Origin of the sequence: Geodermatophilus maliterrae (genome assembly GCF_041018925.1) — a bacterium.
Taxonomy (GTDB): Bacteria; Actinomycetota; Actinomycetes; order Mycobacteriales; family Geodermatophilaceae; genus Geodermatophilus; species Geodermatophilus maliterrae.
This window is the reverse complement of the sequence record NZ_JBFNXQ010000076.1, coordinates 1-23326: the sequence shown is the minus strand read 5'-3', so window position 1 is coordinate 23326 and position 23326 is coordinate 1. Positions and strand designations below refer to the sequence as shown.

General features: G+C 75.6%; 24 protein-coding genes. 11 read left to right on the top strand and 13 right to left on the bottom strand.

Annotation, left to right across the window (positions count from 1 at the left end; translation table 11 throughout):
• Positions 1 to 453: 453 nt before the first annotated feature.
• The 6 genes from nrfD to ABQ292_RS19540 form a co-directional block, all read right to left on the bottom strand.
• Positions 454 to 1494 (bottom strand): NrfD/PsrC family molybdoenzyme membrane anchor subunit, encoded by a 1041-nt coding sequence (gene nrfD / locus ABQ292_RS19560; protein WP_369209385.1) that lies wholly within the window; start codon positions 1492 to 1494, stop codon positions 454 to 456.
• The gene (locus tag ABQ292_RS19555; protein ID WP_369209386.1) at positions 1491 to 2552 is read right to left on the bottom strand and encodes a 4Fe-4S dicluster domain-containing protein; all 1062 of its coding nucleotides are present in this window, start codon (positions 2550 to 2552) and stop codon (positions 1491 to 1493) included. The genes nrfD and ABQ292_RS19555 overlap by 4 nt, the downstream gene beginning before the upstream one ends.
• 127 nt (positions 2553 to 2679) lie before the next feature.
• Positions 2680 to 5397 (bottom strand): formate dehydrogenase, encoded by a 2718-nt coding sequence (gene fdh / locus ABQ292_RS19550; RefSeq protein ID WP_499803722.1) that lies wholly within the window; start codon positions 5395 to 5397, stop codon positions 2680 to 2682.
• A gap of 12 nt (positions 5398 to 5409) precedes the next feature.
• Positions 5410 to 5970, bottom strand: coding sequence for a hypothetical protein (locus ABQ292_RS26740; protein WP_499803720.1), 561 nt, complete (start codon positions 5968 to 5970; stop codon positions 5410 to 5412).
• A 182-nt stretch (positions 5971 to 6152) separates the two neighbouring features.
• Positions 6153 to 6542: an MmcQ/YjbR family DNA-binding protein gene (locus tag ABQ292_RS19545; RefSeq protein WP_369209384.1), complete on the bottom strand. Its 390-nt coding sequence runs from the start codon at positions 6540 to 6542 to the stop codon at positions 6153 to 6155.
• A 70-nt stretch (positions 6543 to 6612) separates the two neighbouring features.
• Positions 6613 to 6840, bottom strand: a complete 228-nt coding sequence (locus ABQ292_RS19540) for a hypothetical protein (protein ID WP_369209383.1) — start codon at positions 6838 to 6840, stop codon at positions 6613 to 6615.
• Between the two features lie 151 nt (positions 6841 to 6991).
• Between ABQ292_RS19540 and ABQ292_RS19535 the strand changes: the two genes are divergently transcribed.
• From ABQ292_RS19535 to ABQ292_RS19510, 6 genes are all read left to right on the top strand, one after another.
• Complete coding sequence (locus ABQ292_RS19535) at positions 6992 to 7792, top strand: MBL fold metallo-hydrolase (protein ID WP_369209382.1); 801 nt, start codon at positions 6992 to 6994, stop codon at positions 7790 to 7792.
• Positions 7789 to 8442, top strand: a complete 654-nt coding sequence (locus tag ABQ292_RS19530; RefSeq protein WP_369209381.1) for a DedA family protein — start codon at positions 7789 to 7791, stop codon at positions 8440 to 8442. The genes ABQ292_RS19535 and ABQ292_RS19530 overlap by 4 nt, the downstream gene beginning before the upstream one ends.
• Entirely contained in the window at positions 8427 to 10592 is a 2166-nt protein-coding gene (locus ABQ292_RS19525; RefSeq protein ID WP_369209380.1) for a phage holin family protein, read from the top strand. Before ABQ292_RS19530 ends, ABQ292_RS19525 begins: the two co-directional genes overlap by 16 nt.
• A gap of 87 nt (positions 10593 to 10679) precedes the next feature.
• Positions 10680 to 11654, top strand: coding sequence for a glucosyl-3-phosphoglycerate synthase (locus ABQ292_RS19520; RefSeq protein ID WP_369209379.1), 975 nt, complete (start codon positions 10680 to 10682; stop codon positions 11652 to 11654).
• A gap of 143 nt (positions 11655 to 11797) precedes the next feature.
• Positions 11798 to 12760, top strand: coding sequence for a glucosyl-3-phosphoglycerate synthase (locus tag ABQ292_RS19515; RefSeq protein WP_369209378.1), 963 nt, complete (start codon positions 11798 to 11800; stop codon positions 12758 to 12760).
• Positions 12761 to 12768: 8 nt separating this feature from the next.
• Positions 12769 to 13986 carry a glycosyltransferase gene (locus ABQ292_RS19510; RefSeq protein WP_369209377.1) on the top strand — a complete coding sequence of 406 codons (1218 nt, stop codon included), beginning with the start codon at positions 12769 to 12771 and terminating at the stop codon, positions 13984 to 13986.
• On the opposite strand, the gene ABQ292_RS19505 is transcribed toward ABQ292_RS19510, so the two are convergent.
• From ABQ292_RS19505 to ABQ292_RS19495, 3 genes are read right to left on the bottom strand one after another with little or no spacing between them, the layout of a single operon-like run.
• Positions 13905 to 14855 carry a Gfo/Idh/MocA family protein gene (locus tag ABQ292_RS19505; RefSeq protein ID WP_369209376.1) on the bottom strand — a complete coding sequence of 317 codons (951 nt, stop codon included), beginning with the start codon at positions 14853 to 14855 and terminating at the stop codon, positions 13905 to 13907. The genes ABQ292_RS19510 and ABQ292_RS19505 overlap by 82 nt on opposite strands.
• Positions 14852 to 15517, bottom strand: coding sequence for an HAD family hydrolase (locus tag ABQ292_RS19500; RefSeq protein WP_369209375.1), 666 nt, complete (start codon positions 15515 to 15517; stop codon positions 14852 to 14854). The genes ABQ292_RS19505 and ABQ292_RS19500 overlap by 4 nt, the downstream gene beginning before the upstream one ends.
• A 55-nt stretch (positions 15518 to 15572) precedes the next feature.
• Positions 15573 to 16685, bottom strand: a complete 1113-nt coding sequence (locus tag ABQ292_RS19495; protein WP_369209374.1) for an NDMA-dependent alcohol dehydrogenase — start codon at positions 16683 to 16685, stop codon at positions 15573 to 15575.
• Positions 16686 to 16971: 286 nt separating this feature from the next.
• On the opposite strand from ABQ292_RS19495, the gene ABQ292_RS19490 reads away from it, so the two are divergent.
• Positions 16972 to 17667 (top strand): TetR/AcrR family transcriptional regulator, encoded by a 696-nt coding sequence (locus tag ABQ292_RS19490; RefSeq protein ID WP_369209373.1) that lies wholly within the window; start codon positions 16972 to 16974, stop codon positions 17665 to 17667.
• A gap of 94 nt (positions 17668 to 17761) precedes the next feature.
• Here ABQ292_RS19490 and ABQ292_RS19485 read toward each other — a convergent pair whose 3' ends face one another.
• The 3 genes from ABQ292_RS19485 to ABQ292_RS19475 all read right to left on the bottom strand — a co-directional run bounded on the left by ABQ292_RS19485 (position 17762) and on the right by ABQ292_RS19475 (position 19738).
• Complete coding sequence (locus tag ABQ292_RS19485; protein ID WP_369209372.1) at positions 17762 to 18361, bottom strand: TetR-like C-terminal domain-containing protein; 600 nt, start codon at positions 18359 to 18361, stop codon at positions 17762 to 17764.
• A 116-nt stretch (positions 18362 to 18477) separates the two neighbouring features.
• Positions 18478 to 18822, bottom strand: a complete 345-nt coding sequence (locus ABQ292_RS19480) for a hypothetical protein (RefSeq protein WP_369209371.1) — start codon at positions 18820 to 18822, stop codon at positions 18478 to 18480.
• Between the two features lie 25 nt (positions 18823 to 18847).
• Positions 18848 to 19738: a 1,4-dihydroxy-2-naphthoyl-CoA synthase gene (locus ABQ292_RS19475; RefSeq protein WP_369209370.1), complete on the bottom strand. Its 891-nt coding sequence runs from the start codon at positions 19736 to 19738 to the stop codon at positions 18848 to 18850.
• Between the two features lie 177 nt (positions 19739 to 19915).
• Here ABQ292_RS19475 and ABQ292_RS19470 point away from each other — a divergent pair, with 177 nt between their 5' ends.
• Positions 19916 to 20728, top strand: a complete 813-nt coding sequence (locus ABQ292_RS19470) for an endonuclease/exonuclease/phosphatase family protein (RefSeq protein WP_369209369.1) — start codon at positions 19916 to 19918, stop codon at positions 20726 to 20728.
• Here ABQ292_RS19470 and ABQ292_RS19465 read toward each other — a convergent pair.
• Entirely contained in the window at positions 20725 to 21213 is a 489-nt protein-coding gene (locus tag ABQ292_RS19465; protein ID WP_369209368.1) for an NUDIX domain-containing protein, read from the bottom strand. The two genes, ABQ292_RS19470 and ABQ292_RS19465, sit on opposite strands and share 4 nt — an antisense overlap.
• A gap of 88 nt (positions 21214 to 21301) precedes the next feature.
• Between ABQ292_RS19465 and ABQ292_RS19460 the strand changes: the two genes are divergently transcribed.
• From ABQ292_RS19460 to ABQ292_RS19450, 3 genes are all read left to right on the top strand, one after another.
• The gene (locus ABQ292_RS19460) at positions 21302 to 21760 is read left to right on the top strand and encodes a MaoC family dehydratase (RefSeq protein WP_369209367.1); all 459 of its coding nucleotides are present in this window, start codon (positions 21302 to 21304) and stop codon (positions 21758 to 21760) included.
• 79 nt (positions 21761 to 21839) lie between these two features.
• Positions 21840 to 22424, top strand: a complete 585-nt coding sequence (locus ABQ292_RS19455) for an LOG family protein (RefSeq protein ID WP_369209366.1) — start codon at positions 21840 to 21842, stop codon at positions 22422 to 22424.
• A 40-nt stretch (positions 22425 to 22464) separates the two neighbouring features.
• Positions 22465 to 23326: NAD(P)/FAD-dependent oxidoreductase (locus ABQ292_RS19450; RefSeq protein ID WP_369209365.1), on the top strand; the 862-nt coding region annotated here is incomplete at its 3' end.

The window sequence follows — 23326 nt, the reverse complement described above, 5'->3', positions numbered from 1 at the left end:
TAAACGCGGCTACATCTTCGCCGGCACCACCACGGTCGCGGCCATCCGGATCTGGCTGTGTGACCTCACACGCCAAGATCGCCCAGACAGGCCCTAGCCGGTAGCCCGTTGGGCAACGGGCGTCACCCACCGGCGTGGAGGCTCGTTCAACCCTCCCCACAGATGCCGCCACCGCCGTCCTGTCCCGGCGGTGCCACGCCTCCTACCGAAGATCCGACTCCATGAAGTACGCCCTGACGCCATGGGCTCGGTGGAGCGCGGGGGCGATGCCCGGCTGCACGTTAATCAACGGCATCCGGTTGCGGTCGCCGGTCCCTCAAGGCCGATGCCAGGACGCACAGGGCACACGTGGACGACGTCCGCTCCGATCACCTGCAGGTCAGCAGGCCGACCCCAGCTGTGGGTGCGGCCGAGGACGGCGTGCTGCTACGGCCGCCGTCCCGACGCTGAGCCTCAGCGGCTGACGGTCGGTGCGTGCCCGTTCTGCCGCGCGGCCAGCCGCTCCCGCTGCGGGATCACGGTGTACTTCGGGTCCCTGGCGCTGGCCATGCCCGCCTCGAACACGCCGAAGCGGGTGAGCAGCGACCCGGCCGCCAGCAGGACGCCCGCGGCGACCGCGCCCGCGCGCCGCCGCCCGGCCACGACGGTGAGCGCCGCACCGGCCGCGGTGCAGGACTTCGCCGCGCGCAGCAGCGTGCCGGCCCTGCCCTCGTGGTAGGGCTCGCTGACGACGCCGAACTCGGTCTCGACCCGGTGCATCGCGGCCAGCTCGACCACCGCGCCGGTCACCGCCATCTTGCGCGACGGCCCGGACTCCTCGATCGGGCTGATCGCCATCGCGATCCCCCCGCCGGCGGCCATCCCGGAGGCACCGAAGACGAACGGCAGCTCCTTGTGCGCGGCGTGCCACGACGGGACGGCGGTGTTGGAGAACAGCACCCCGGTGTAGGTCGCCAACGGGCCGCCGAACAGCGCCGCGACCACCCCGCCGAAGCGCTTGAGCCGCGGGAACCAGCCCAGCAGCTCCACCGCCGCCGTCGCCGCGGCCGCCGCGCTGAACGGCGCCAGGATGTACGAGCCGATCGACAGCGGGGACGTCGGCTTGATCACCCGCAGCATGTGCAGGAACCGCTCGGGCCGGCCGAGGTCGTGGATCAGGAACACGACCGAGGCGATCGCCGCGCCACCGGAGACGTAGCGGGAGTTGCGGGTGAGCGCCGGCCGGTCGGTGAGGTCGGCCAGCGCCGCCATGATCGACGAGGAGCCCGCTGCGCCACCGAGGAAGAGGTACAGCGGCACGTCCGGCGTCTTCCACACCGGTGGCTTGATGATCGGCCGGCCGTAGTAGGAGGTGAACTCGGCCTCCTCGACCATCGCCACCTCGCCGCCGGGGCGACCCCCGCCGCGTCGACGGCGCCGCTTCTGCCGCTTCTGCGCCGGTGGCCCGTCCGCCCGCCGCCAGCCGGCGCCCGGCGTGGTGATCCCCTCGGTCACCGAGGCCTCCTCGAGCCGAGGACGGCCGACAGCGCGACGCCGAGGATCATCACCGCGGCCGCTCCGGCGGACCTCCACATCGCGGGCAGGTCACGTGTGGTGACGACCGGGTCCGGCGGCAGGCCGTAGACCTCCGGCTCGTCGAGCAGCAGGAAGAACGCCCCCGCGCCGCCGACGCCGTCGTCCTCGTCGCGCCCGTAGAGCCGGGCGGTCTCCACGCCCTGCCCCTGGAGCGTGGCCAGCCGCGCGTCGGCGCGGGCCTGCAGCTCGTCGAGGTTGCCGAACTGGATCGACTGCGTCGGGCAGGCGGTCGCGCACGCCGGCTGCAGACCGTCGGTCAGCCGGTCGTAGCACATCGTGCACTTGAAGACCCGGCCGTCGTCCTTGCGCTGCTCGATGACGCCGTACGGGCAGGACGGCACGCAGTAGCCGCAGCCGTTGCAGATGTCGCCCTGGACGACGACGGTGCCGAACTCGGTGCGGAACAGCGCCCCGGTCGGACAGACGTCGAGGCACCCGGCGTGCGTGCAGTGCTTGCAGACGTCGGAGCTCATCAGCCACCGGATCTGCTTGTCCGTGCCCGACTGCCCGGTCTGCGGGTCGAACTCGCTCAGCGCCTCGGCGTTGAGCACGCCGGACTGCTGCGCCGCCGCCAGGCTCCCGTCGTTCGGGCCGTCGGCCACCGAGCGGCCGTCGTCGTGCCGGTCGTCACCGGGCCGGCCGAAGGTCGGCATCGGCAGGTCGACCGTGCGGGTCTGCTCGATGAAGGCCACGTGCCGCCAGGAGTTGGCACCCAGCTGGCCGGTGTTGTCGTAGGACATCCCGGACAGCCCCATGACGTCGCGCACGCCGTGCGAGTCGTCCATCGGCAGGGTGTTCCACTCCTTGCACGCCACCTCGCAGGCCTTGCAGCCGATGCACACCGAGGTGTCGGTGAAGAACCCCACCCGCGCCGGGTGGTCGCCGTCGTAGCCGGCCTCGTGCTGGACGTCGGGCAGCGGCCCGAACAGCCGGTTGTCGGGGTCCCGCCCGGTGAAGGCCGGGCTCGCCGAGCTCATCGAGGTCACGCCGGCCTCCTCTCTGCTCCGCTGACTGCTTCGATGCCTCGCGCGCTGACTGCTTCGATGCCTCGCGCGCTGACTGCTTCGATGCCTCGCGGGCTCACAGCTCCGATCCCTCGCGGGCTCACAGCTGCGATCCCTCGCCGGCCTCGGCCGCGACCGGGTCGCGGCCGTTCACCCCGACCCGCCCGGAGGGCACGCCGGCGCGCTGCCGGTAGGCCTCCACGAACTCGATGAGCTCCGGGCCGCGCGGGCGCCGTCCCGGCCGGATGTCGGCGGTGCTGACCTTGTCCTCCTGGATGTGCGTGTTCGGGTCGAGCACGATCCCGAGCAGGTCGTTGGCCGAGTCGCCCGTCGACAGGCCGCTGTAGGACCAGTGGTAGGGCATCCCGATCTGGTGCACGACCTGACCGCCCCGCAGCCGGATCGGCCGGATCCGCTCGGTGACCAGCACCTTCGCCTCGATCGCCGTCCGCGCGCTGACCAGCGTGGCGTACCCGCCGTTGGTCAGGCCGCGCAGCTCGGCGAGCTCCGGGCTGACCTCGACGAAGAACTCCGGCTGGAGCTCGGACAGGTAGGGCAGCGTGCGGCTCATCGCGCCGGCGGTGTGGTGCTCGGTCAGCCGGTAGGTGGTCACCTGGAACGGGAAGACGTCGCTGAGCGACGGGTTCTCCCGGTTCCAGGGCCCCTCGATGTGCTCGAGCGTCGGGTTGGCCTGCTGCTTGTACAGCGCGTTCTCGACGACGGACTCCGCCGGCTCGTAGTGGGTCGGCAGCGGGCCGTCGACCAGCCCCGCCGGCGCGAACAGCCACGCCTTGCCGTCGCCCTGCATGACGAACGGGTCGGTGCCGCCGATCGCGTCCTGCGCCCTGGCGCCGTCCGGCGGCACGTAGTCCGGGCGCTTGGTCGCCTCGAAGTCCGGGTTGTCGACGCCGGTCCAGCGACCGGCCTCCTCGTCCCAGTAGACGTACTTCTTGCGCTCGCTCCACGGCTTGCCGTCCGGGTCGGCCGAGGCGCGGTTGTAGAGGATGCGCCGGTTGTACGGCCAGGCCCAGCCCCACTCCGAGGCCACCGGGCCCTGCTCGCGGCCGGGCTTGCGGCGGGCGGACTGGTTGACCTCGTCGGCGTAGACGCCGGAGTAGATCCAGCAGCCGCACGTCGTCGAGCCGTCGTCCTTGAGGTCCATGTACCCCGACACCGCGCGCCCGTCGGGCCCGACGCCGTTGATCTCCCGCAGCACCGCCTCGGCGCTGGGCTCCTGGTCGTGACCGTGCGTCGGGTAGTCCCAGGTCAGGTCGAGCAGCGGGCGGTCCCGCGGGTCGGTGGAGCCGGCCAGCCGCTCGCGCAGCATGCGACCGAGGTGGAAGTAGAACCACAGGTCGCTCCTGGCGTCGCCCGGCGGGTCGACCGCCTTGTGCCGCCACTGCAGCAGCCGCTGCGTCTGGGTGAAGGTCCCCTCCTTCTCCGCGTGCGACGCCGCGGGCACGAAGAAGACCTCGGTGGCGATCGTCTCGGGGGCGAGCTCCCCGGTCTCGATCTCCGGGGACTCCTTCCAGAAGGTCGCCGACTCGATCATCTGCAGGTCGCGGACGACCAGCCAGTCCAGGTTGGCCAATCCGAACCGGTTCATGCGCCCGTTGGGGTGCCCGACCGTCGGGTTCTCGCCGACCAGGAAGTAGCCCGAGATCTTCCCCTTGATCATGTCGACGATCTGCCGGTAGGAGCTGTGGTCGCCGTCGATCCTCGGCATGTAGTCGAAGGCGAAGTCGTTCTCCGCGGTCGCGGCGTCCCCCCACCAGGCCTTGAGCAGGCTGACGGTGTACGCCCGCTTGTTGCCCCAGAACCCGGCCTTGCCGGCGGCGTCGGCGCAGTACTCGTCCAGCGAGGTGTGCTGCAGCGCGTGCGGCATGGGCAGGTAGCCCGGCAGCAGGTTGTACAGCGTCGGGACGTCGGTCGAGCCCTGGATGCTGGCGTGGCCGCGCAGCGCCAGGATCCCGCCGCCGGGACGGCCGATGTTGCCCAGCAGCGTCTGCAGGATCGAGCAGGTGCGGATGTACTGCGCGCCGACGCTGTGCTGCGTCCAGCCCACCGAGTACACCCACGCCGTCGTCCGCTCGCGGCCGCTGTTCTCGGTCACCCAGCGGGCGACCTGGAGGAAGACCTCCGGCTCGATGCCGCAGACCTCGGCCACCATCTCCGGGGTGTAGCGGTCGAAGTGCCGCTTGAGGATCTGGAACACCGAGCGCGGGTGCTGCAGCGTCTCGTCGCGCTTGGGCTTGGCCGGGATCGGCGGGCCGCCGCTGCCGGCGGCCTGGGCGTGGTCGGTCTTCTTGACCTCCGGGTCCTGCTCCCTGCGGTCCTGCTCGGCGGCCCCGGCCGGGTCGTCCGAACCGGAGTGCGGCGGCTCCTCGGGCTCGTACTGCCAGCTCGCCTCGTCGTACTGGTTGCGGTCCGGGTCGAACCCGGAGAACAGGCCGTCGAGGTCCTCGGAGTCGACGTAGTCCGCACCGACCAGCGCCGCGGCGTTGGTGTAGGCGACGACGTACTCCTTGAAGTACAGGTCGTTGTCGAGCACGTACCGGATCAGGCCGCCGAGGAAGGCGATGTCGGTGCCGATCCGCAGCGGCACGTGCAGGTCGGCGATCGCGCTGGTGCGGGTGAACCGCGGGTCGATGTGGACGACCTTGGCCCCGCGCGCCTTCGCCTCCGCCACCCACTGGAAGCCCACCGGGTGGCACTCGGCCATGTTGGAACCCTCGATGACGATGCAGTCGGAGTTCGCGAGGTCTTCCTGGGAGTTCGTGGCGCCGCCACGACCGAACGAGGCACCCAGACCGGGCACCGTGGCGGAGTGCTATATGCGCGCCTGGTTCTCGATCTGGATCGCGCCCATGGCGCTGTAGAGCTTCTTCATGAGGTAGTTCTCCTCGTTGTCGAGGGTCGCCCCTCCGAGGCTCGCTATCCCCATCGTGCGGTTGACGCGCTTGCCGTCGTTCTCGTCCTGCCAGCCCTTGCGCCGGGCCTCGAGGACGCGGTCGGCGATCATCTCCATCGCCGTGTCGAGCTCGAGGTCCTCCCACTCCGTCCCGTACGGGCGGCGGTACTTGACCGTCGTCACGCGGGTCGGGCTGGTGACCAGCTGCTTGCTGGCGCTGCCCTTGGGGCACAGCCGGCCGCGGCTGATCGGCGAGTCCGGGTCGCCCTCGATCTGGACGATCTGCTCGTCCTTGACGTAGATCCGCTGCCCGCAGCCCACCGCGCAGTAGGGGCACACGCTCTGCACGACGCGGTCGGCGGTGGCCGTGCGGCTCACCACGTTCTCCGTCGCCTTGCTGCGGGCGGCCGCGCCGCGTCCGAGGGGGTCGGGGCCGGTCAGCTGCCGGAACACCGGCCACGCATCGAGCCAGGTCTTCACGCTGAGAACTCTGCCACTCCCGACCGGATCCGGCGCGCGGACGGGACCGGGCGGTGCCGGACGCTCCCGTCCGCCAACGGCCCGGGGGCCGCGCCGGGGGGTGTTCCTCGTGCTCTGCGGGTGCTGCAGGACCCCCGGAGCACGAGGAACACCCCTCCAGCGAGCGCGCGCAGCGTCGTTCTTCACGGGCGGGCGGCGAGGAACGCCTGCGCGAGGCGCTTGGGCGCCTTGGCCAGCCACGCCTCGGTGACCAGCTCGGCCAGCTCGTCGACGTCGACCCGCTCCAGGCGCACGAGCACCGCGGGGTACCCGTCGAAGTGCGGCGTCGTCAGGTAGACGGCGGGGTCGTCGGCGACCAGGGCCTGCTTGACACCCTCGTCGGCCACGGCGGCGCCCAGCACCGGGCCGGCCGGGGCGGCGTCCCCGAGGTGCTCGAGGTCGGCACGGCGCAGCGGCCGCTCCCACACGAAGCCCCGCCCGCGCACCTTCCACGACGCCGAGCCCCACGAGGTGCCCTCGGTCGTCTCCGGCAACGCCAGCGCCAGGCGCCGCACGTCCGCCCAGGTGGCCACGCCGGCACGCTAGCGCCACGAACCCCTGCAGCGGGCTGCTCCGCGCACCCCACGGGGGTGCGCGGAGAGGTCAGGGGGCCGGGGCGCGGGAGGCCCGCGGCGGGAGCACGACGCCGCACGCGGCCAGCCGCTCGCGCAGCCGCGCGGCCTCCTGGCGGCGCTGCTCGGCACGCCGTCTGAGCACCGCGCCCTGCCGGGGCTCGGCCCGTGCGGCCTTGAGCTCCAGCACCGCGGCGGTCTCCAGGTGCAGCGCCATGCGGCGCAGCTCTCCCGACAGCTCCGTCACCGACCCTGGCACCGGGTCTGCTCCCGCTGAGGTCATGGCACGGATGGTGGGACGCATCCGGCCCTCCCGCATCCGGAGCGGCGCGCCGCCCCCCGGACGACGGACGGCGGGCGACGGCGCCGAACCCGTCGGTGCCCGGGTCGATACTGGTCAGGTGGGTGGGATGGAGCTGCACTGGCTGGGTCACTCGACGGTCCGCGTCGAGCTGGCCGGCAGCACCGTGCTCACCGACCCGGTGATCACGCGCTCGGTCGGTCTGCTGCGCCGGGTGGCCCCCCTCCCGGCCCCGGCGTCCTGGGCCGGCGTCGACCTCGTGCTGGTCAGCCACCTGCACGGCGACCACCTGCACCTGCCCTCGCTGCGGGCGCTCCACCCCGACGCGCGCGTCGTCGTCCCCCGGGGGGCGGGCGGCTGGCTGCGGTCCCGCGGCCAGCGCTGGGTCGACGAACTCGCGCCCGGCGAGTCGCTGGTGCACGGCGCCCTGCGGGTGACCGCCGTCCCGGCGGTGCACAGCGGGCACCGGTGGGGTCCGCGCCTGACGCACGGCCCCGACACGACCGCCGTCGGGCACCTGGTCGAGGGCGACGGGCGGACGGTCTACGCCTGCGGCGACACCGACCTGTACGACGGCATGACCGGGATCGGGGACCGCGGCGTCGACGTCGCGCTCGTGCCGGTGTGGGGCTGGGGACCGACGCTGGGCCCGGGCCACCTCGACCCGCGGCGGGCGGCCGAGGCGGTGGCGCGGGTGCGCCCGGCGGTCGCCGTCCCGGTGCACTGGGGCACGCTCACCGTCGCGGGGGGGACGACGCTGCCCGGCCTCGCCGGGCGCTACCGGCGGCTGCTCAGCGACCCGCCGCGCGCCTTCGCCGCGTCGGTCGCCGCACGCGGCCTGCCCACCGCCGTCGCGCTGACCGAGCCCGGCGAGCCGGTCGTGCTGCCCACCGCGGCAGGCACGCCGTGAGCGCCGTGACCTCAGCGGGGACGCTGGCGGCGAGCTGGACCGACGGCTCCACGCTCGGCTACCCGGTCGTCCTCGGCGGCGTGCTGCTGGGCTCGGTGGTGCCGGTCGTGCCCACCGGCGCGGTTGTCGGTGCCGCCGCGGCCCTGGCCACCAGCACCGGCCGGCTCGACCTGACGCTGGTGCTCCTGCTGGCCACGCTCGGCGCCTGGGCCGGCGACGTCGTCACCTTCGCCGTCTGCCGGTACGGCGGACCCGCCGCGCTGCGCTGGGTGGCGCGCGGCCAGCACGCCGACCGCATCGAGGAGGTGCGCGAGCAGTTCCGCCGGCACGGCTGGCAGGTCGTCGTCGTCGGCCGGCTGCTGCCCGCCGGCCGGATCCCCGTGCTGCTCGCGGCGGGGGCGCTGGCCTACCCGTGGCGACGGCTGCTGCCGGCGTCGCTCCTGGCCGCGACGCTGTGGGCGGTCGCCTACGCGGTGATCGGCGTGGTCAGCGGCGGCGTCTTCGACAACCCGCTGGTGGCCACACTGGTGGCCACCGTCCTCGTGCTCCTCGTCGGGGCGGTGCTCAACCTCGCGGGGGCGCACCGCAGACGGCACCCCGAGCCCGAGCCGGAGGACGAGCACACCCCGACGCCGTGCGGCCCGGCGTGAGCCGGCCGGGCGGCCCGGGTGGCCGGGTGCTCGGCCGTGGGCGGACGACGGCCCGGGTGCTGCTCACCTGGCTGCTGACCACGCTGGCCCTGGTCGTCCTCGACCGCTGGCTCGACGGCTTCGCGACGGGCGGCTGGTGGCAGCCACCGCTGGCCGCCCTGCTGCTCGGACTGCTCGCCGGGGTCGTCTGGCCGCTGGTCATGCGCGTGGCCCTGCCGGTCGCGCTGTTCACCCTGGGCCTGGGCAGCTTCCTGCTGCTGGGGGCCGCGGTGCTCGCCGTCTCCTTCGCCGTGCCGGGCGTGGTGGTGGCCGACCTGCGCACCGGCGTGCTCGTCGTCGTCGCCATGGCCGCGGTGACGGCGGTGGTCAGCAGCGCGCTGGCCATCGACGAGGACGAGGTGTTCTTCCGCCGCGCCCGGCGTCGCGCGGGCGGCGCCAGCCTGGAGCCCTGCCCGCCCGGCGTGCTGTTCCTGCAGATCGACGGCCTCGGTGCCGACGTCGCCCGCCGCGCCGTCCGCGACGGGTCCATGCCCACGCTGGCCGCGTGGCTGCGCTCGGGCAGCCACGCGCTGACCTGGTGGCACACCGACTGGAGCTCGCAGACCGGCGCCTCGGTGTGCGGCATCCTGCACGGCTCCAACCACGACATCCTGGGCTTCCGCTGGTACGAGAAGGACCGCGACCACGTCGTCTCGGTGTCCCACCCGGCCGACGCCGCCGAGGTCGAGCGGCGGCACTCCGACGGCCGGGGGCTGCTGGCCGGCGGCGGCGCCAGCCGCGGCAACCTGTTCAGCGGCGACGCCCCGTTCGTCAGCCTGACCATGAGCTCGCTGCCGCTGGTGGTGCCGCGGCGGGCCGGCCGGCGCCGTGACCGGGTGGGCGGGGGCTACTACGCCTACTTCGCCAACCCGGTGAACGCCGTCCGCACGCTCGGCACGTCCCTCGCCGACGTGTACCGCGAGCTCTCGGCCGCCGCCCGGCAGCGCCGGGCCGACGTTCGCCCGCGGGTCAACCGGGGCGGGCTCTACCCGCTGGCCCGGCCGGGGACGACGGTCATCGCCCGCGACGTCGTCGTCGCCGCGGTCCTCGAGGACGTGCTGGCCGGCCGGCCGGTGGTCTACGCCGACTTCCTCGGCTACGACGAGGTCGCCCACCACAGCGGCGTCGAGCGCTTCGACACCCTCGAGGTGCTGCGCAGCATCGACCAGCAGATCGGCCGGCTCGCCCGCGCGGTCCAGCTCGGCCCGCGCCCGTACCACCTGGTGCTGCTCTCCGACCACGGCCAGACGCAGGGCCAGGCGTTCGCCCAGCGGTTCGGGGAGACGATCGAGGCCTTCGTCGGGCGGCACTGCGGCGGCTCGCCGGCGCCCGGTCACCACGGCCCCGAGCCCCGCGACAGCCGCCGGCCGGCCGAGGGCTGGCAGGTCGCCTCCGCGCTGGCCGAGGCCGCGTCGGGCCCCGGCGTGATCGCCCGCCGGCTGCGCGAGCGGGTGGAGACCGCCGGCGCCGCCGAGCACCGGCACCGCACGCCGTCGGGGCAGCCCGGCCGCGTCGCCCGGGTGGCGCCGGGGGTGGTGGTCGTCGTCTCCGGTCACACCGCCGGGATCTCGTTCCCCGACCTGCCGGGCCGCGTGCCGCTGGAGGAGATCGAGCACCACTGGCCCGACCTGCTGCCGGCCCTGGTCGACCACGACGGCGTGGGCTTCCTGCTGGTCCACTCCGAGGAGCAGGGGCCGGTGGTCCTCGGCCGCGACGGGGTGCACCGGCTGACCAGCGGGGAGGTGCTCGGCGAGGACCCGCTGGCGCCCTACGGCGAGCACGCGGCCGGGCTGGTGGCGCGGGTCTCGGCCTTCCCGCACTGCCCCGACGTCATGGTCAACAGCCGCTACGACCCCGACACCGACGAGGCCTCCCCCTTCGAGCCGCACGTCGGCTCGCACGGCGGGCTCGGCGGCCCCCAGCAGCGCGGCTTCCTCGCCCACCCCCGGACGCTGACCGCGCCGGGCGAGGTCGTCGGCGCCGAGCAGCTGCACCGGGTGCTGCGCGGCTGGCTCAGCGAGCTCGGTCACCCGGAGCCCGACGCGGCGGACGCCACCGTCGGTCCCGACAGCCCGGCCGCACTGCGGGAGGCCGACCCCAGCCGGGTGTGAGACCCCGCTGCGAACGCCCGGCCACGGCGACGTGAACTCCCCTCGCCACCGTGGCGCCGCTGCCGCCGCGTCCACGACAGTGGGCCGATGCGACCCGACGCCCGCGCCTGGTTCTCCGGCCGCACGTACACCGCCCGCTCGGCCGCCGACCTCGACGTCGAGGGCCTGCTCCGGGGCAAGCGCCGGGGCGGACACCGGGTGAGCGTCGTCCTCCCCGCCCGCGACGAGGAGGCCACGGTCGGCCGGCTGGCCGGGGAGCTGGTCGAGCAGTGGGTGCGGCGGGTCCCGCTGGTCGACGAGGTGCTCGTCGTCGACTCCGACTCCACCGACCGCACCGCCGAGATCGCCCGGGCCGCCGGCGCCGACGTCGTCGCCACCGCCGACGTGCTGCCCGCCCACGGCACCCGGCCGGGCAAGGGCGAGGCGCTGTGGAAGTCGCTGGCGGCCACCACCGGCGACCTGCTGGTGTTCCTGGACGCCGACCTGCTCGGCGACGTGACGCACTACGTGCCCGGGCTGCTCGCCCCGCTGCTCACCGACCCGCAGGTCGGCTACGTCAAGGGCTGCTACACCCGGCCGCTGGAGCTGTCCGGCCACACCTCCCCCGCCGGCGGCGGCCGGGTCACCGAGCTGACCGCCCGGCCGCTGCTCGACGCGCTGTGGCCGGAGCTGGCCGGCTTCGTGCAGCCGCTGGGCGGCGAGTACGCCGGCCGCCGCTCGGCGCTGGAGCAGGTGCCGTTCCTGTCCGGCTACGGCGTCGAGGTCGGCCTGCTGGTCGACCTGCTGGGGCTGCTCGGCCTCCCCGGCCTGGCCCAGGTCGACCTCGGCGTCCGCCGGCACACCTCGCAGGACCAGGAGGCGCTGGGCCGGATGGCCGGCCAGGTCGTGTCGGCGGTGCTCTCGCGCGTCCCCGGCGTCCGCGCGGACGCCGGCGGGCTGCTCACCCAGTTCCGCAGCGACGGCACCGGCTTCGTGCCGGTCAGCACACCGGTCGCCGTCGACGAGCGGCCGCCGATGGTCACCGTCGCCGGGTACCGGGCCGACCGCGCCGGCGTCGTCTGAGTCCACGGCCCGTGGCCGGGTCGGCCCCTCGTCCGGCCGTGGGTGCGCGGTCCTCGCGCGGACGACGACGCGTGCGGCATGCTGGCGCGCCGGGGGACCCGTGCCGCGCAGTGGAGCCGGCGCCTGAGCAGGGGGAGCAGCCCGTGCGCCCTGACGTCCACCGCTGGCTGCGCCGGCGCACCTTCTCCGCCGCCTCGTGGTCGGCCGCCGAACTGGCCGACGCCCGACGGGCCGAGGGGACCACGGTCAGCGTCGTGCTGCCGGCGCTGGACGAGGAGGCCACCGTCGGCGCCATCGTCACCGTGATCCGGGACGAACTGGTCCTGCGCGCACCGCTGGTCGACGAGGTGGTCGTCGTCGACAGCGGGTCGGCCGACCGCACCGCCGCGGTCGCCGCGGCAGCCGGCGCGCGCGTCGTCGACGTCGCCGACGTCCTGCCCGCCCACGGCCGGGTGCCGGGCAAGGGCGAGGCGCTGTGGAAGGGGCTGGCGGCCACCACCGGCGACCTGGTCGTCTTCGTCGACGCCGACCTGGTCGGGTTCGACCCGCAGTTCGTCGTCGGCCTGCTCGGCCCGCTGCTCACCGACCCGGGCATCGGCTACGTCAAGGCGCTCTACGACCGCCCGCTGTCCACGACCGAGGGCATCGTCCCCTCCGGCGGCGGGCGGGTCACCGAGCTGGTCGCCCGCCCGCTGCTCAACGCGTTCTGGCCGGAGCTGGCCGGGTTCGTCCAGCCGCTGTCGGGCGAGTACGCCGGCCGCCGCGAGCTGCTCGAGCAGGTCCCGTTCGTCTCCGGTTACGGCGTCGAGTTCGGCCTGCTGGTCGACCTGGCGGCGCTGGCCGGTGTCGACGCGCTGGCGCAGGTCGACCTCGGCACCCGCCGCCACGGCCACCAGTCCGACGCCGCGCTGGGCCGCATGGCCGGGCAGATCCTGCAGACGGCGATGGCCCGGCGCCTGCGTGGCGGCGCACCGGCCCCCGAACTGCTGCAGTTCCTGCGCACCGGCGACGGCGTGGAGGCGGTGAGCTGGGACGTGGGCGTCACCGAGCGGCCGCCCATGCGGACGGTGCTGGCGGCGGCGGGGGCGCAGGGGCGCCGCCGGTGAGGCTGCTGGTGGACGCCGGACCCTGGCTGCCCGTCCCGCCGGAGGGTTACGGCGGCCTGGAGAACGTCGTCGCGACGCTGACCACCGAGCTGCGGGCCCGCGGCCACACCGTCGTCCTGGCCGCCTCCGGGGACTCGACGCTGCCCGTCGACGGCCTGGTCAGCGCCTTCCCCACCGGCCGCTTCGACCGGCTCGGCGCGCCCTACGCCCAGGTGGTGGGGATGGCGCACGCGCACGCGCTGGCCGTCGTCGACGCCGTCACCGCGGCGGCCGCCGCCGGGGAGCCCTTCGACCTGGTGCACACCCACCTCGAGGTCGTCGGCCCGGCGGTGCTCGGCGCGCTCGGCCCGGCCGCGCCCCCGGTGCTGCAGACCCTGCACTGGGACCTGCGTCGCAACGCCGACTTCTACGAGCGCTTCGACGGCCGCGGCCGGGTCTTCTTCGCCGGCGTCTCCGACAGCCAGGTGGCCCGGGGCCCGGACCGCCTGCGGCGGCAGACCCTGGCCGCCGTCCCGCTGGCCGTGCCGGTCGACGGGCCGCCGCCGCTGCCGCGCGAGGACCGCGACGGCGCCGTGCTCGTGCTCTCGCGGCTCTGCGAGCTCAAGGGCACCGACACCGCCGTGCGCGCCTGCCGCGCCGCCGGCGTCCCGCTCGTCCTGGCCGGCCCGGTCGGCCCGCTCCCCGACCGCGCCGCCCTCGACGCCGCGCTGGCCGAGCCGGGGCACCCGGCGCTGGGTCACCCCGACGTCGCCTGGTTCCGCGAGTGCGTCGACCCGCTGCTCGACGGCGAGCAGGCGCGCTGGGTGGGCAGCGTGGCCGGCGCGCGCAAGGCCGACCTCCTGCGCCGCGCCCGTGCGGTGCTGTTCCCGATCCGCTGGGAGGAGCCCGGCGGGACCGCGGTCTGCGAGGCGCTGGCGGCCGGCACGCCGGTGGTGGCCATGGCCCGCGGCTGCCTGCCCTCACTGGTCGACGACGGCCGCACCGGGCTGCTGGCCGACGACGAGGCCGGCTTCACCTCGGCGCTGGCCCGGATAGGGGGGATCGACCCGCTGGCCTGCGCGGAGGAGGCCCGGCGGCGGTTCGCCCCGGCGGTCATGACGGCGGCCTACGAGCGGGTCTACGCCGAGGTGCTGCGCCGGGCCGGTCAGAGGCGCACGGGCTCCCCGGTGCGCGCGGACTCGGCGATCGCGACGGCCAGCCGGTGGGTGCGCAGCGCCTCGGTGTAGTCGACCAGCCCCTCGGCGCGGGTGCCACCGACCAGCAGGTCGACGAAGGCCCGGTCGACGGCGGTGCGGGCGTCGACGGCGGGCTCGGAGCGCTCGGTGCCGGCCGCGGTGGTCACGGCCAGCGAGGTCTCGGTGAGCTCGACGGCGGCGCCGGCGCAGGACAGCTCGATGCCGGCGCGGGTCTTGGCCGGCTGCGCGCAGGCCGCGGTCAGCGTGCCGACCGCGCCGGAGGCGAACCGCAGCACCGCCGCCGTGGCGTCGTCGACGTCCCGGCCCTCCACCGACGACGGCGCCACCACGGCCTGCACCTCGGCCACCTCGCCGGCGAGCAGGCGGGCGAGGTCGAGCACGTGGGTGGCCTGCTCGACGACCTGCCCGCCCGAGCGCTCCGCCCGCGCCCACCAGGCAGGCGGCGGCACCTTGTCGAGCCAGGTGGCCGAGACCAGCCGCGGCGGGGCGGCCGCACACACCTCGCGGGCGGCGGCGACGGTGTCCAGGTGCCGCCAGTGGTAGCCGGTCGCGGTCGGCACCCCGGCCCCGGCGACGGCGGCGGCCACCTCCTCGGCGACGGCGCGCCCGGCGCCCAGCGGCTTCTCCACGAACAGCGGCAGGCCGGCCCGCACCACGGCGAGCTCGAGCTCCCCGTGGGCGAACGGCGGCACGCACAGCCAGACGGCGTCCAGGCCGGAGCCGAGCAGCCGGCCGACGTCGTCGACGGCGGGCACGCCCAGCTCGGCGGCCAGCGCGGCGGCCGCGTGCGGGACGGCGTCGGCGACCCCCACCAGCTCGACGCCGTCCAGGCCGCTCAGCGTGTGCCCGTGGCGGGCGCCCACCCCTCCGGCACCGACCAGACCGACCCGCAGGCTCATGCCAGCGGGGTCCCGTCGAGGCCCGCGAGCAGGTCACCGGGGGTGTCGAAGAGGGCCACCGCCCCGGCCTCGCGCAGCTCGTCGTCGCCGAAGCCGCCCGACCGCACGACCACGGCGGGCATGCCGGCGTTGCCGGCGGCCCGCACGTCCCACACCGAGTCCCCGACCAGCACGCTGGCCGCGTCCTCGGGCTCGCCCAGCTTCCGCAGAGCCACCTGCAGCAGGTCGGGGGCGGGCTTGGTCGCCTCGACGTCCCCACTCGTCGTCCAGGCCTCGGCGAGGTCCCGGGCGTCGAGCAGGTCGAGGTAGTGGTCCACGTGGTGCGGCTTGCCCGAGCTGGCCAGCACCACCCGGTGACCGCGCCCGCGCAGACCGGCGAGCAGGTCGCGCGCACCGGGCAGCGGCGCGACCTCGTCGATCAGCGCGTCGACCTCCTCGACCCAGCGCTCACGCGCCTGCTCGCCGACCCGCTGCTCGAGCTCCTCACCGCCGATGGCCCCCACGAGCTGGTCACCGCCCATGCCGATGAGCCGGTGGATCCGCCAGACCGGGAACGTCTCGCCCAGCGAGCGGAACGCGCGGTACCAGGCGAGCGCGTGCTGGTAGTTGGTGTCGACGAGCGTGCCGTCGACGTCGAGGACGGCGACGAGGGGTCGGGTCACGGCGGGGGCACTGCCCAGCCCCGCCGGAGCCGAACCCCGGCGGGGCCGCGCCTGCTCAGCCGTGGACCAGCAGGCCCCGCACCGTCTCGCCCGCCGCCTGGTCGCGGTAGCCCTGGCCCAGCTCGTCGAGGGCGTACCGGCGGGTGACCAGCGCGTCGAGCTCCAGCCGTCCCTGCTCGGCCAGCCGCAGCAGCGCCGGGATGTCGCGGAAGGGGTTGCAGGAGCCGAACAGCGCGCCCTGGACGCGGTGCTCGAAGACCGTGGTCACCTGCCCGCTGAGCGCGACGATCCCCTCCCGCGGGCGGTCGGCCAGCGCGGTGAGCACCAGCGTGCCGCCCTTGCCCACGCACGCCGACGCCCCGGCCATGACCTCGTCGGACATCGTCCCGACGGTGACGACCACGACGTCGGCCCCGGTCCCCCGCGACAGCTCCCTCGCCAGCTGCGCGGCCTCGCGGGCGTCGGCGACGGTGTGCGTGGCGCCCAGCGACCCGGCGAACTCCCGCTTCATCGGCACCGGGTCGACCCCGACTATGAACGCCGCGCCGGCGTGCCGCGCGCCCTGGACGGCGTTGACGCCGACCCCGCCGAGACCGACCACCACGACGACGTCGCCCGGCCGGGTGCCGCCGGCGTACACCGCCGACCCCCACCCGGTGGGCACGCTGCAGGCCGTCAGCGCGGCGGTGTCCAGCGGCAGGTGCGGGTCGATCCGCACGCAGGAGTACTCGCTGAGCACCGCGTGCCGGGCGAAGGCGCCGACCATGCAGAACCCGCCGAGCGGCTCGCCGTCCAGCCGGAAGGGGTAGGTGCCCGTGGGCAGCTGCCCGAGGGCGATGGTGGCCCCGGCGTCGCAGAGGTTCGAGCGGCCGGAGGCGCAGTACCGGCAGTGCCCGCAGGCCGGCAGGAAACTGGTGACGACGTGGTCGCCGGGCGCGACACCGGTGACGCCCGGGCCGGTGGCGAGGACGACGCCGGAGCCCTCGTGGCCGCCCACGATCGGGTAGCGGCCGCCGGGGTTGGCGTGCCGGAGGTGCTCGTCGGAGTGGCACAGGCCCGCATAGGCCATCTCGACCAGGACCTCACCCGGACCGGGGTCCACGACCTCCAGGTCGACGATCTCGTACTCGGTGCCCGCGCCGCGCAGCACCGCTCCCCTGGTCCACACCGGTGTCCGGTCCTCCCCCCACGCGCGCGGCGCCGTGCCCTCCGTCGTCCGCGCTGCAGCCAACCCCACGGCCGGGGCCCGGCCGACGCCGGGGCGGCCCGGGCCCGCTCCGCGCAGCGGGACGGCGTGGGGGACGATCGGGGGGTGACCGCTCCCCCGCTCACGTCCGCGCCGTCCCCGCCCGTGCCGGCCGGGGCGGACGAGCGACCGCCGGCCACCGTCGGCAACGGCTGATACCCCTGCGCACCGGTCAAGTCACGTACACAGCGTTGCTATCCTCCGCACCGTGAGTGAGCACTCCCGCCGGGCGCAGAAGAAGGCGCTGACCCGCGCGCACGTCCGCGAGACGGCCCAGCGACTGTTCGCCGAGCGCGGCTTCGACACCGTCACCATCGCCGACGTCGCGGCCGCGGCGGACGTGGCGGTGCAGACGGTGTTCAACCACTTCGCCACCAAGGAGGAGCTCTACTGGTCCGAGCGGACGCCGTGGGTGTCCGGCCCCGAGAACGCCGTCCGGGAGCGACCGGCCGGCGTCCCGGCGCTCCGGGCGCTGCGCGGGTACCTGGTCTTCGCCATCGGTGACCACGTCGAGGGGCTGGCCACCGCGGAGGGCCGCCGCCTGGTCACCGTCCTGGGGTCCTCGCCGGGACTGCAGGCCGCCGAGCGGGAACTGGTGCACGAGTCCGAGAGCCGGCTGCGGGCGGCGCTGCTGGAGGCCTGGACCGGCCCTGGCGCCGAGTCGCCCCGCCCCGTCCGCCCGGCGGTGACCGCCGGGCTGGTCGCGGCCACCTGGCTGGCCACCACGCGGATGCTGGTCACCGAGCCGCGCGATCCCCTGCCGGCGCCGGAGGACGTCCCGACCCTGGCCGCGGCGGCCCGCGAGCTGGCCGCGCAGCTGCTCACCCGCTTCGAGAGCGACGTGACGGAGCAGCTCGTCGCCGGCGAGGACGCCGTGCAACCCGAGGCGCTGCGCGCCAGCTGAGCGGCGCCGTGCCGGCAGGTGCGTCCCCGGACACACCGCAGGGGCGCACGCCCCCGGACGCACGCCTCGTGGGCCGGGGACCGGCCCGGGCGACTCAGCTGCGGGCGGGTACCGCGGCGGGGAGCACGATCGGCAGCAGGACGTCGTCGACGACCTGGTCGACGTGCTCGGCGACCATCGCGCCGTCGCCGGCGGCGGTCAGCCGCTGCCACCAGAAGGCCTCGAGCACCGAGCGCAGCAGGGCCAGTCGCTCGGCCGGCACCGGCTCCTCGTCACGGTCGGCCCAGCGCGCACCGAGCCGGTCGACGACCTCGGTCAGCGGGCGCACCAGCGCCGCGTCGAGCCCGGCGCGCAGGTCCTCGTCGTGCCGGGCGGCGCCGACGATGCTGGCCACGGCCCGCTCCTCGCGGGTCAGCGGCCGCTGCCACGACGCGACCAGGGCCGCGAGGTCGCCCCGCACCGAGCCCTCGTCCTCCGGGATCCCGACCAGCGTGAAGCGCCCGACGGCCGAGCGGGCCAGGGCCGACATCGACGGCCAGCGCCGGTAGATGCCGGCCTTGCCCGCCCGGGCCCGGGCGGCGACGCGGTCGCTGTTGAGCCGTCCCCAGCCCTCTTCGGCGAGGATGTCGACAGCGACCGCGACCAGTTGCTCGGACAGCTCGGCGCTCAGCGGGCGCCCCGGGGTGCCACTCACGAACGGAACCGTTCGCACGTCATCATGTTGTGCACAGTCACATCCTGACCTGTCGATGGAGTCACCACAACGACCAGGGGCATCTGATCACCCGGCGGGTCGCCGCGACCCCTCGCTCAGGCCCCGGCCGCGCCCTCGACGTGGACCCGCAGCCCCGCGCCGTCGTCGACGGACCAGCCGCGGTCCCGGGCGGTCTCCAGGAGGCCCTCCCAGCGCTGGGCCCAGTCGCCCGCGCCGGCCTGCGACCCGGCCTGCGACTCGGCGGCGGCCCGCAGCGCCGCGGCGTCCAGGACGCCCGAGTCGGCGTCCTCCAGCCGTCCGAGGCCGGCCTCGCGCAGTGCGGCGTCGGCCTCCTCGTCGGTCACCTGGCCGAGGGCCAGGTGCAGTCGCGCGAGGTCGTCGACGTCGACGACCCGCACCTCGGGACGCTCGTCGGCGCCCGTCACCACCTCGACGATCACAGCGACCTCCTAGAGCGTCGTGTCCTCAGACGTGCCACGGGAAGCGGGAGAAGTCCGGGTCGCGCTTCTCCAGGAAGGCGTCCCGCCCCTCCACCGCCTCCTCGGCCGTGTAGGCCAGCCGGGTGGTCTCCCCGGCGAACAGCTGCTGACCGACCAGTCCGTCGTCGATCAGGTTGAACGAGTACTTGAGCATCCGCTGGGCGGTCGGGCTCTTGGCCACGATCCGCCGGCCCCAGTCCAGCGCGGTCGCCTCCAGCTCGGCGTGCGGGACGACGGCGTTGACCATGCCCATGCGGTGGGCGTCGGCGGCGGAGTACTCGTCGCCCAGGAAGAAGATCTCGCGGGCGAACTTCTGGCCGACCTGACGGGCGAGGTAGGCCGAGCCGAAGCCGCCGTCGAAGCTCCCGACGTCGGCGTCGGTCTGCTTGAAGCGCGCGTGCTCGGCGCTGGCCAGGGTGAGGTCGGAGACGACGTGCAAGCTGTGCCCGCCCCCGGCCGCCCACCCGGGGACGACGCAGACGACGACCTTCGGCATGAACCGGATGAGCCGCTGCGCCTCGAGCACGTGCAGGCGGCCGCTGGTGCGCCCCTTCTCGTGCTCGTAGCCGTACCGCCCGCGCACCCGCTGGTCGCCGCCGGAGCAGAACGCCCAGCCGCCGTCGCGGGGGCTCGGGCCGTTGCCGGTCAGCAGCACGCAGCCGACGTCGGTGGACAGCCGGGCGTGCTCGAGGGCGGTGATGAGCTCGTCGACCGTCTGCGGGCGGAAGGCGTTGCGCACCTCGGGCCGGTCGAAGGCGATGCGGACGACGCCGGCGTCGACGGCACGGTGGTAGGTGAGGTCGCCGAGCTCCAGGCCCGGGACGGGCTCCCACGCCGCGCTGTCGAAGGTCTCCGAGACGTCGTCGCGGGCGCTCATGCCAGCAACCTAGCCGCGCCCGGGTCCCGGGGCAGGGCACGTCCGGCGCCCCGCGGCGCCACGATCAGGTGACCTGATCGTGGCGCGTCCTCCCCGGTCGCCCGCGGTCGGGGAGGACGCGCCGTGGGGAGGGAGGACGGACGGCGGGGGCGCGAGGCCGCCGGTAGCGTCCGTCCGGTGCCCGACGGCGCCGCCCTGCGCGTGGGCACCTTCAACATGGCCTCCGGCCGCGGCAGCGACGGCCGGGTCCTGACCGCGTCCCGGCTGGCCGCCGCCCTCGACGGCCTCGACGTCGACGTGCTCGCCGTCCAGGAGGTCGACGCCGGCCAGCCCCGCTCGGGCGGCACCGACCAGGCCGCCGTCCTCGGAGGCGCGCTCGGCGGGGCCGACTGGCGCGCCGCCGCCACGCTCACCGGCACCCCGAGCCCCTTCCGCGGCACCTGGACCGCCGCCGACCCGACCGCGCTGCGCGGTCCCGGCAGCGCGGTGACCGGACCGGCCTACGGCATCGCCCTGGTCAGCCGCCGGCCGGTGCGGCGGTGGGCGTCGCTCGGGCTGGGCACCGGGCGCGCGCGGCTGCCGGTGCGGGCCCCGGACCCCGCGACCGGCCGGCCGCGGCTGTGGTGGGTCCCCGACGAGCCGCGGATCGCCGTCGCCGCGTGCCTGGACGGGCTCACCGTGGTGGCCACCCACCTGTCGTTCTCGCCGCCCACCGCGATCGGGCAGCTGCGCCGGCTGCGCCGCTGGGCGGCGTCCCTGCCCGGGCCGGTGGTCCTGGCCGGCGACCTCAACCTGCCCGGCAGCGTGCCGGCCCGGCTGCTCCGGGCCACCCGGCTGGTCAGCGAACCGAGCTTCCCGGCGGGCTCGCCGCGCACCCAGCTCGACCACGTGCTCGCCCTCGACGGCGGGCTCTCCGGGTCCGGCGCCGCCGCGCACGCGCTGGCCGTCGGCGACCACCGGGCGCTCACCGTGACGGTGGCGCAGCGCTAGGCCGCGGCCTGGGACAGCAGCGGTCGCAGCCGGTCCAGAGAGGCGGCCAGGCCGGGGTGCAGGGTCACCTGGTGCAGCACGGCCAGCGGCACCCACGCCACGCCGGTGCTCTCGCCGTCGAGCTGCAGCCGGCTCGGGTCGAGCGGGCCGGCCGGGCGGGCCAGCACGGTGGTGTAGGCCCAGCCGCCGTGGTCGTCCACGGAGCGGGCGCCGAGCACCAGGGCGGCGGCGGGCAGCCCCAGCTCCTCCTCGACCTCCCGCAGCGCACCCTGCTCCGGTGACTCCCCGAGGTGCAGCGCGCCGCCGGGGGTCCCCCAGGTACCGCCGTGGTGCGACCAGAGCGCCCGGTGCTGGAGGAGCAGCTCGGGGCCCTCGTCGCCGTCACGGTGCACCAGCAGGCCCGCGGCGCCGGCCCGCCCCCAGTGCCGGTGCCCGAGGTCGCAGGTCGTCCAGCCGTCGGTGGGGGTCAGCCCGCTGGTCGCCACCCACCCAGTAGACCGCAGCCGCGCCACGGGCCGCCGGAGCGCACTGGCAGGATCCTGCGGGAGCAGCAGCCGAGGAACGGGAGGGTCCGTGACCACCACGACGACGATGGCCGAGGTCTCCGGCCTGGTGGGCCAGGAGCTGGGCACCAGCGACTGGTTCGAGGTGACCCAGGACCGGGTGGACACCTTCGCCGACGCCACCGGCGACCACCAGTGGATCCACGTCGACGTCGAGCGGGCGAAGGCCGAGAGCCCCTTCGGCGGGCCGATCGCACACGGCTACCTGACGCTGTCCCTGCTGGTGCCGCTGTTCGCGCAGGTCCTCGTGGTCACCGACACCGCGATGGGCGTCAACTACGGCCTGAACAAGGTCCGCTTCCCCTCCCCGGTGCCGGTGGGCTCCCGGGTGCGGCTGACCGCGACGCTCGAGGACGTCGAGCAGGTCGCCGGCGGGCTGCAGCTGACCTTCAGCGCCGTCATCGAGCGCGAGGGCAGCGAGAAGCCGGCCTGCATCGCCGAGCCGGTCTACCGCTACTACGGCGCCTGACGGCGGGCCCTCCCGCCCCCACCACACGTGGAAGGACCCTGCAGGAGGGCCGAGGAGCGAGACGGATACCGTGCCGAGCGTGCGGATCGCCGTCTTCACCGGCAGCCGGTCGGGACCGGCCGCGCACCAGCAGGCGGCTGCGGCGCTCGCCGCCGGGCTGGCCGTCGCCGGGGTCGGGCTCGTCTACGGCGGTGGGCACGTCGGGCTGATGGGCGCCGTCGCCGACGCCGCGCTGGCCGCCGGCGGCGAGGTGGTCGGGGTGATCCCGCAGCACCTGGTCGACGACGAGCTGGCCCACCCCGGGTTGCCGCGCCTGGAGGTCGTGGCCTCGATGCACGAGCGCAAGGCCCGCATGGCCGAGCTCGCCGACGCCTTCATCGCGTTGCCCGGCGCCGCCGGCACCCTCGAGGAGCTGTTCGAGGCCTGGACCTGGGGGATGCTCGGCCTGCACGCCAAGCCGGTCGCCCTGCTCGACGTCGACGGCTTCTGGCAGCCGCTGCTGGCCCAGCTGCGGCGGATGGCCGACGACGGCTACCTCGAGCGGCGTCGGCTCGACGCGCTCGGCGTGGTGACCGACGCCGCGGGCCTGCTCGACTTCGTCGCCGGCTACGAACACCCGCCGCGCAAGTGGCGGAAGGACCCCCTGCCCCCCGCCACCGGCTAGCTCGCGGCGGGACCCTGCCGGGGGCCGTAGCGTCGCCGTCGTGGAGCGCTGGGACGTCGTGGTCGTCGGCGGCGGCCCGGCGGGGGCAGCCGCCGCGCTGTCGGCCCGGGAGACGGGCGCCTCGGTGCTCGTGCTCGACCGCGCGGACTTCCCGCGCGACAAGGTCTGCGGCGACGGCATCGCCCCGGAGGCCCTCGACGTGCTGGCCGGCCTCGGGGTCGACGTCGCCGCGCTGGTCGCCGGCTACGCACCCGCGCCGCGGCTGTCGCTGCGCTCGCCCGGCGGGGCGGTGGTCGAGCGGGCCACGCACCGGCCGTCGTCGGTGGTGCCGCGGGAGGTGTTCGACGCCCGCGTGCTGGCCGCCGCGCTCGACCGCGGCGCGGCCTTCCGCCGGCACGCCGTCCGGTCGGTGACCCCGGGGCCCGACGGCGTGGACGTCGACGGCGTCCTGCGGGCGGGGGTGCTCGTGGCCGCCGACGGGGCGGAGTCCGTCGTCCGCCGCGCGGTGGGCCTGCCCCGCAACCGCGACGACCGGATGGCCGTGGCGCTGCGCGGCTACGCGCCCGAGCTGCCCGGTCAGGCCGGCACCCAGGTGCTGGTGACCACCGAGCAGCGCTGGCCTGCCTACGCCTGGTCGTTCCCGCTCGGCGACGGGCGGGCCAACGTCGGCTACGGCGAGCTGGTCTCCGGGGGCGCCACCCGGGCCGCCCTGGTCGAGGGGCTGACCCGGCTGCTGCCCGGCAGCTGGGCCGGCGGGGAGCCGGAGGGGCTGCGGGCGCACCGGCTACCGCTGTCGACCGGCCGGCCGCGCCAGCCCGACGGGCGGGTGCTGCTCGCCGGCGACGCCGCGTCGCTGATCAACCCGATGACCGGCGAGGGCATCTTCTACGCCGTCCTGTCGG

Excerpts from the sequence above, each read along its gene's own strand:
- ABQ292_RS19555 (WP_369209386.1), bottom strand. The coding sequence starts at position 2,552 with ATGAGCTCGGCGAGCCCGGCCTTCACCGGGCGGGACCCCGACAACCGG.
- ABQ292_RS19535 (WP_369209382.1), top strand. The coding sequence starts at position 6,992 with ATGGAGCTGCACTGGCTGGGTCACTCGACGGTCCGCGTCGAGCTGGCC.
- ABQ292_RS19520 (WP_369209379.1), top strand. The coding sequence starts at position 10,680 with ATGCGACCCGACGCCCGCGCCTGGTTCTCCGGCCGCACGTACACCGCC.
- ABQ292_RS19505 (WP_369209376.1), bottom strand. The coding sequence starts at position 14,855 with ATGAGCCTGCGGGTCGGTCTGGTCGGTGCCGGAGGGGTGGGCGCCCGC.
- ABQ292_RS19475 (WP_369209370.1), bottom strand. The coding sequence starts at position 19,738 with ATGAGCGCCCGCGACGACGTCTCGGAGACCTTCGACAGCGCGGCGTGG.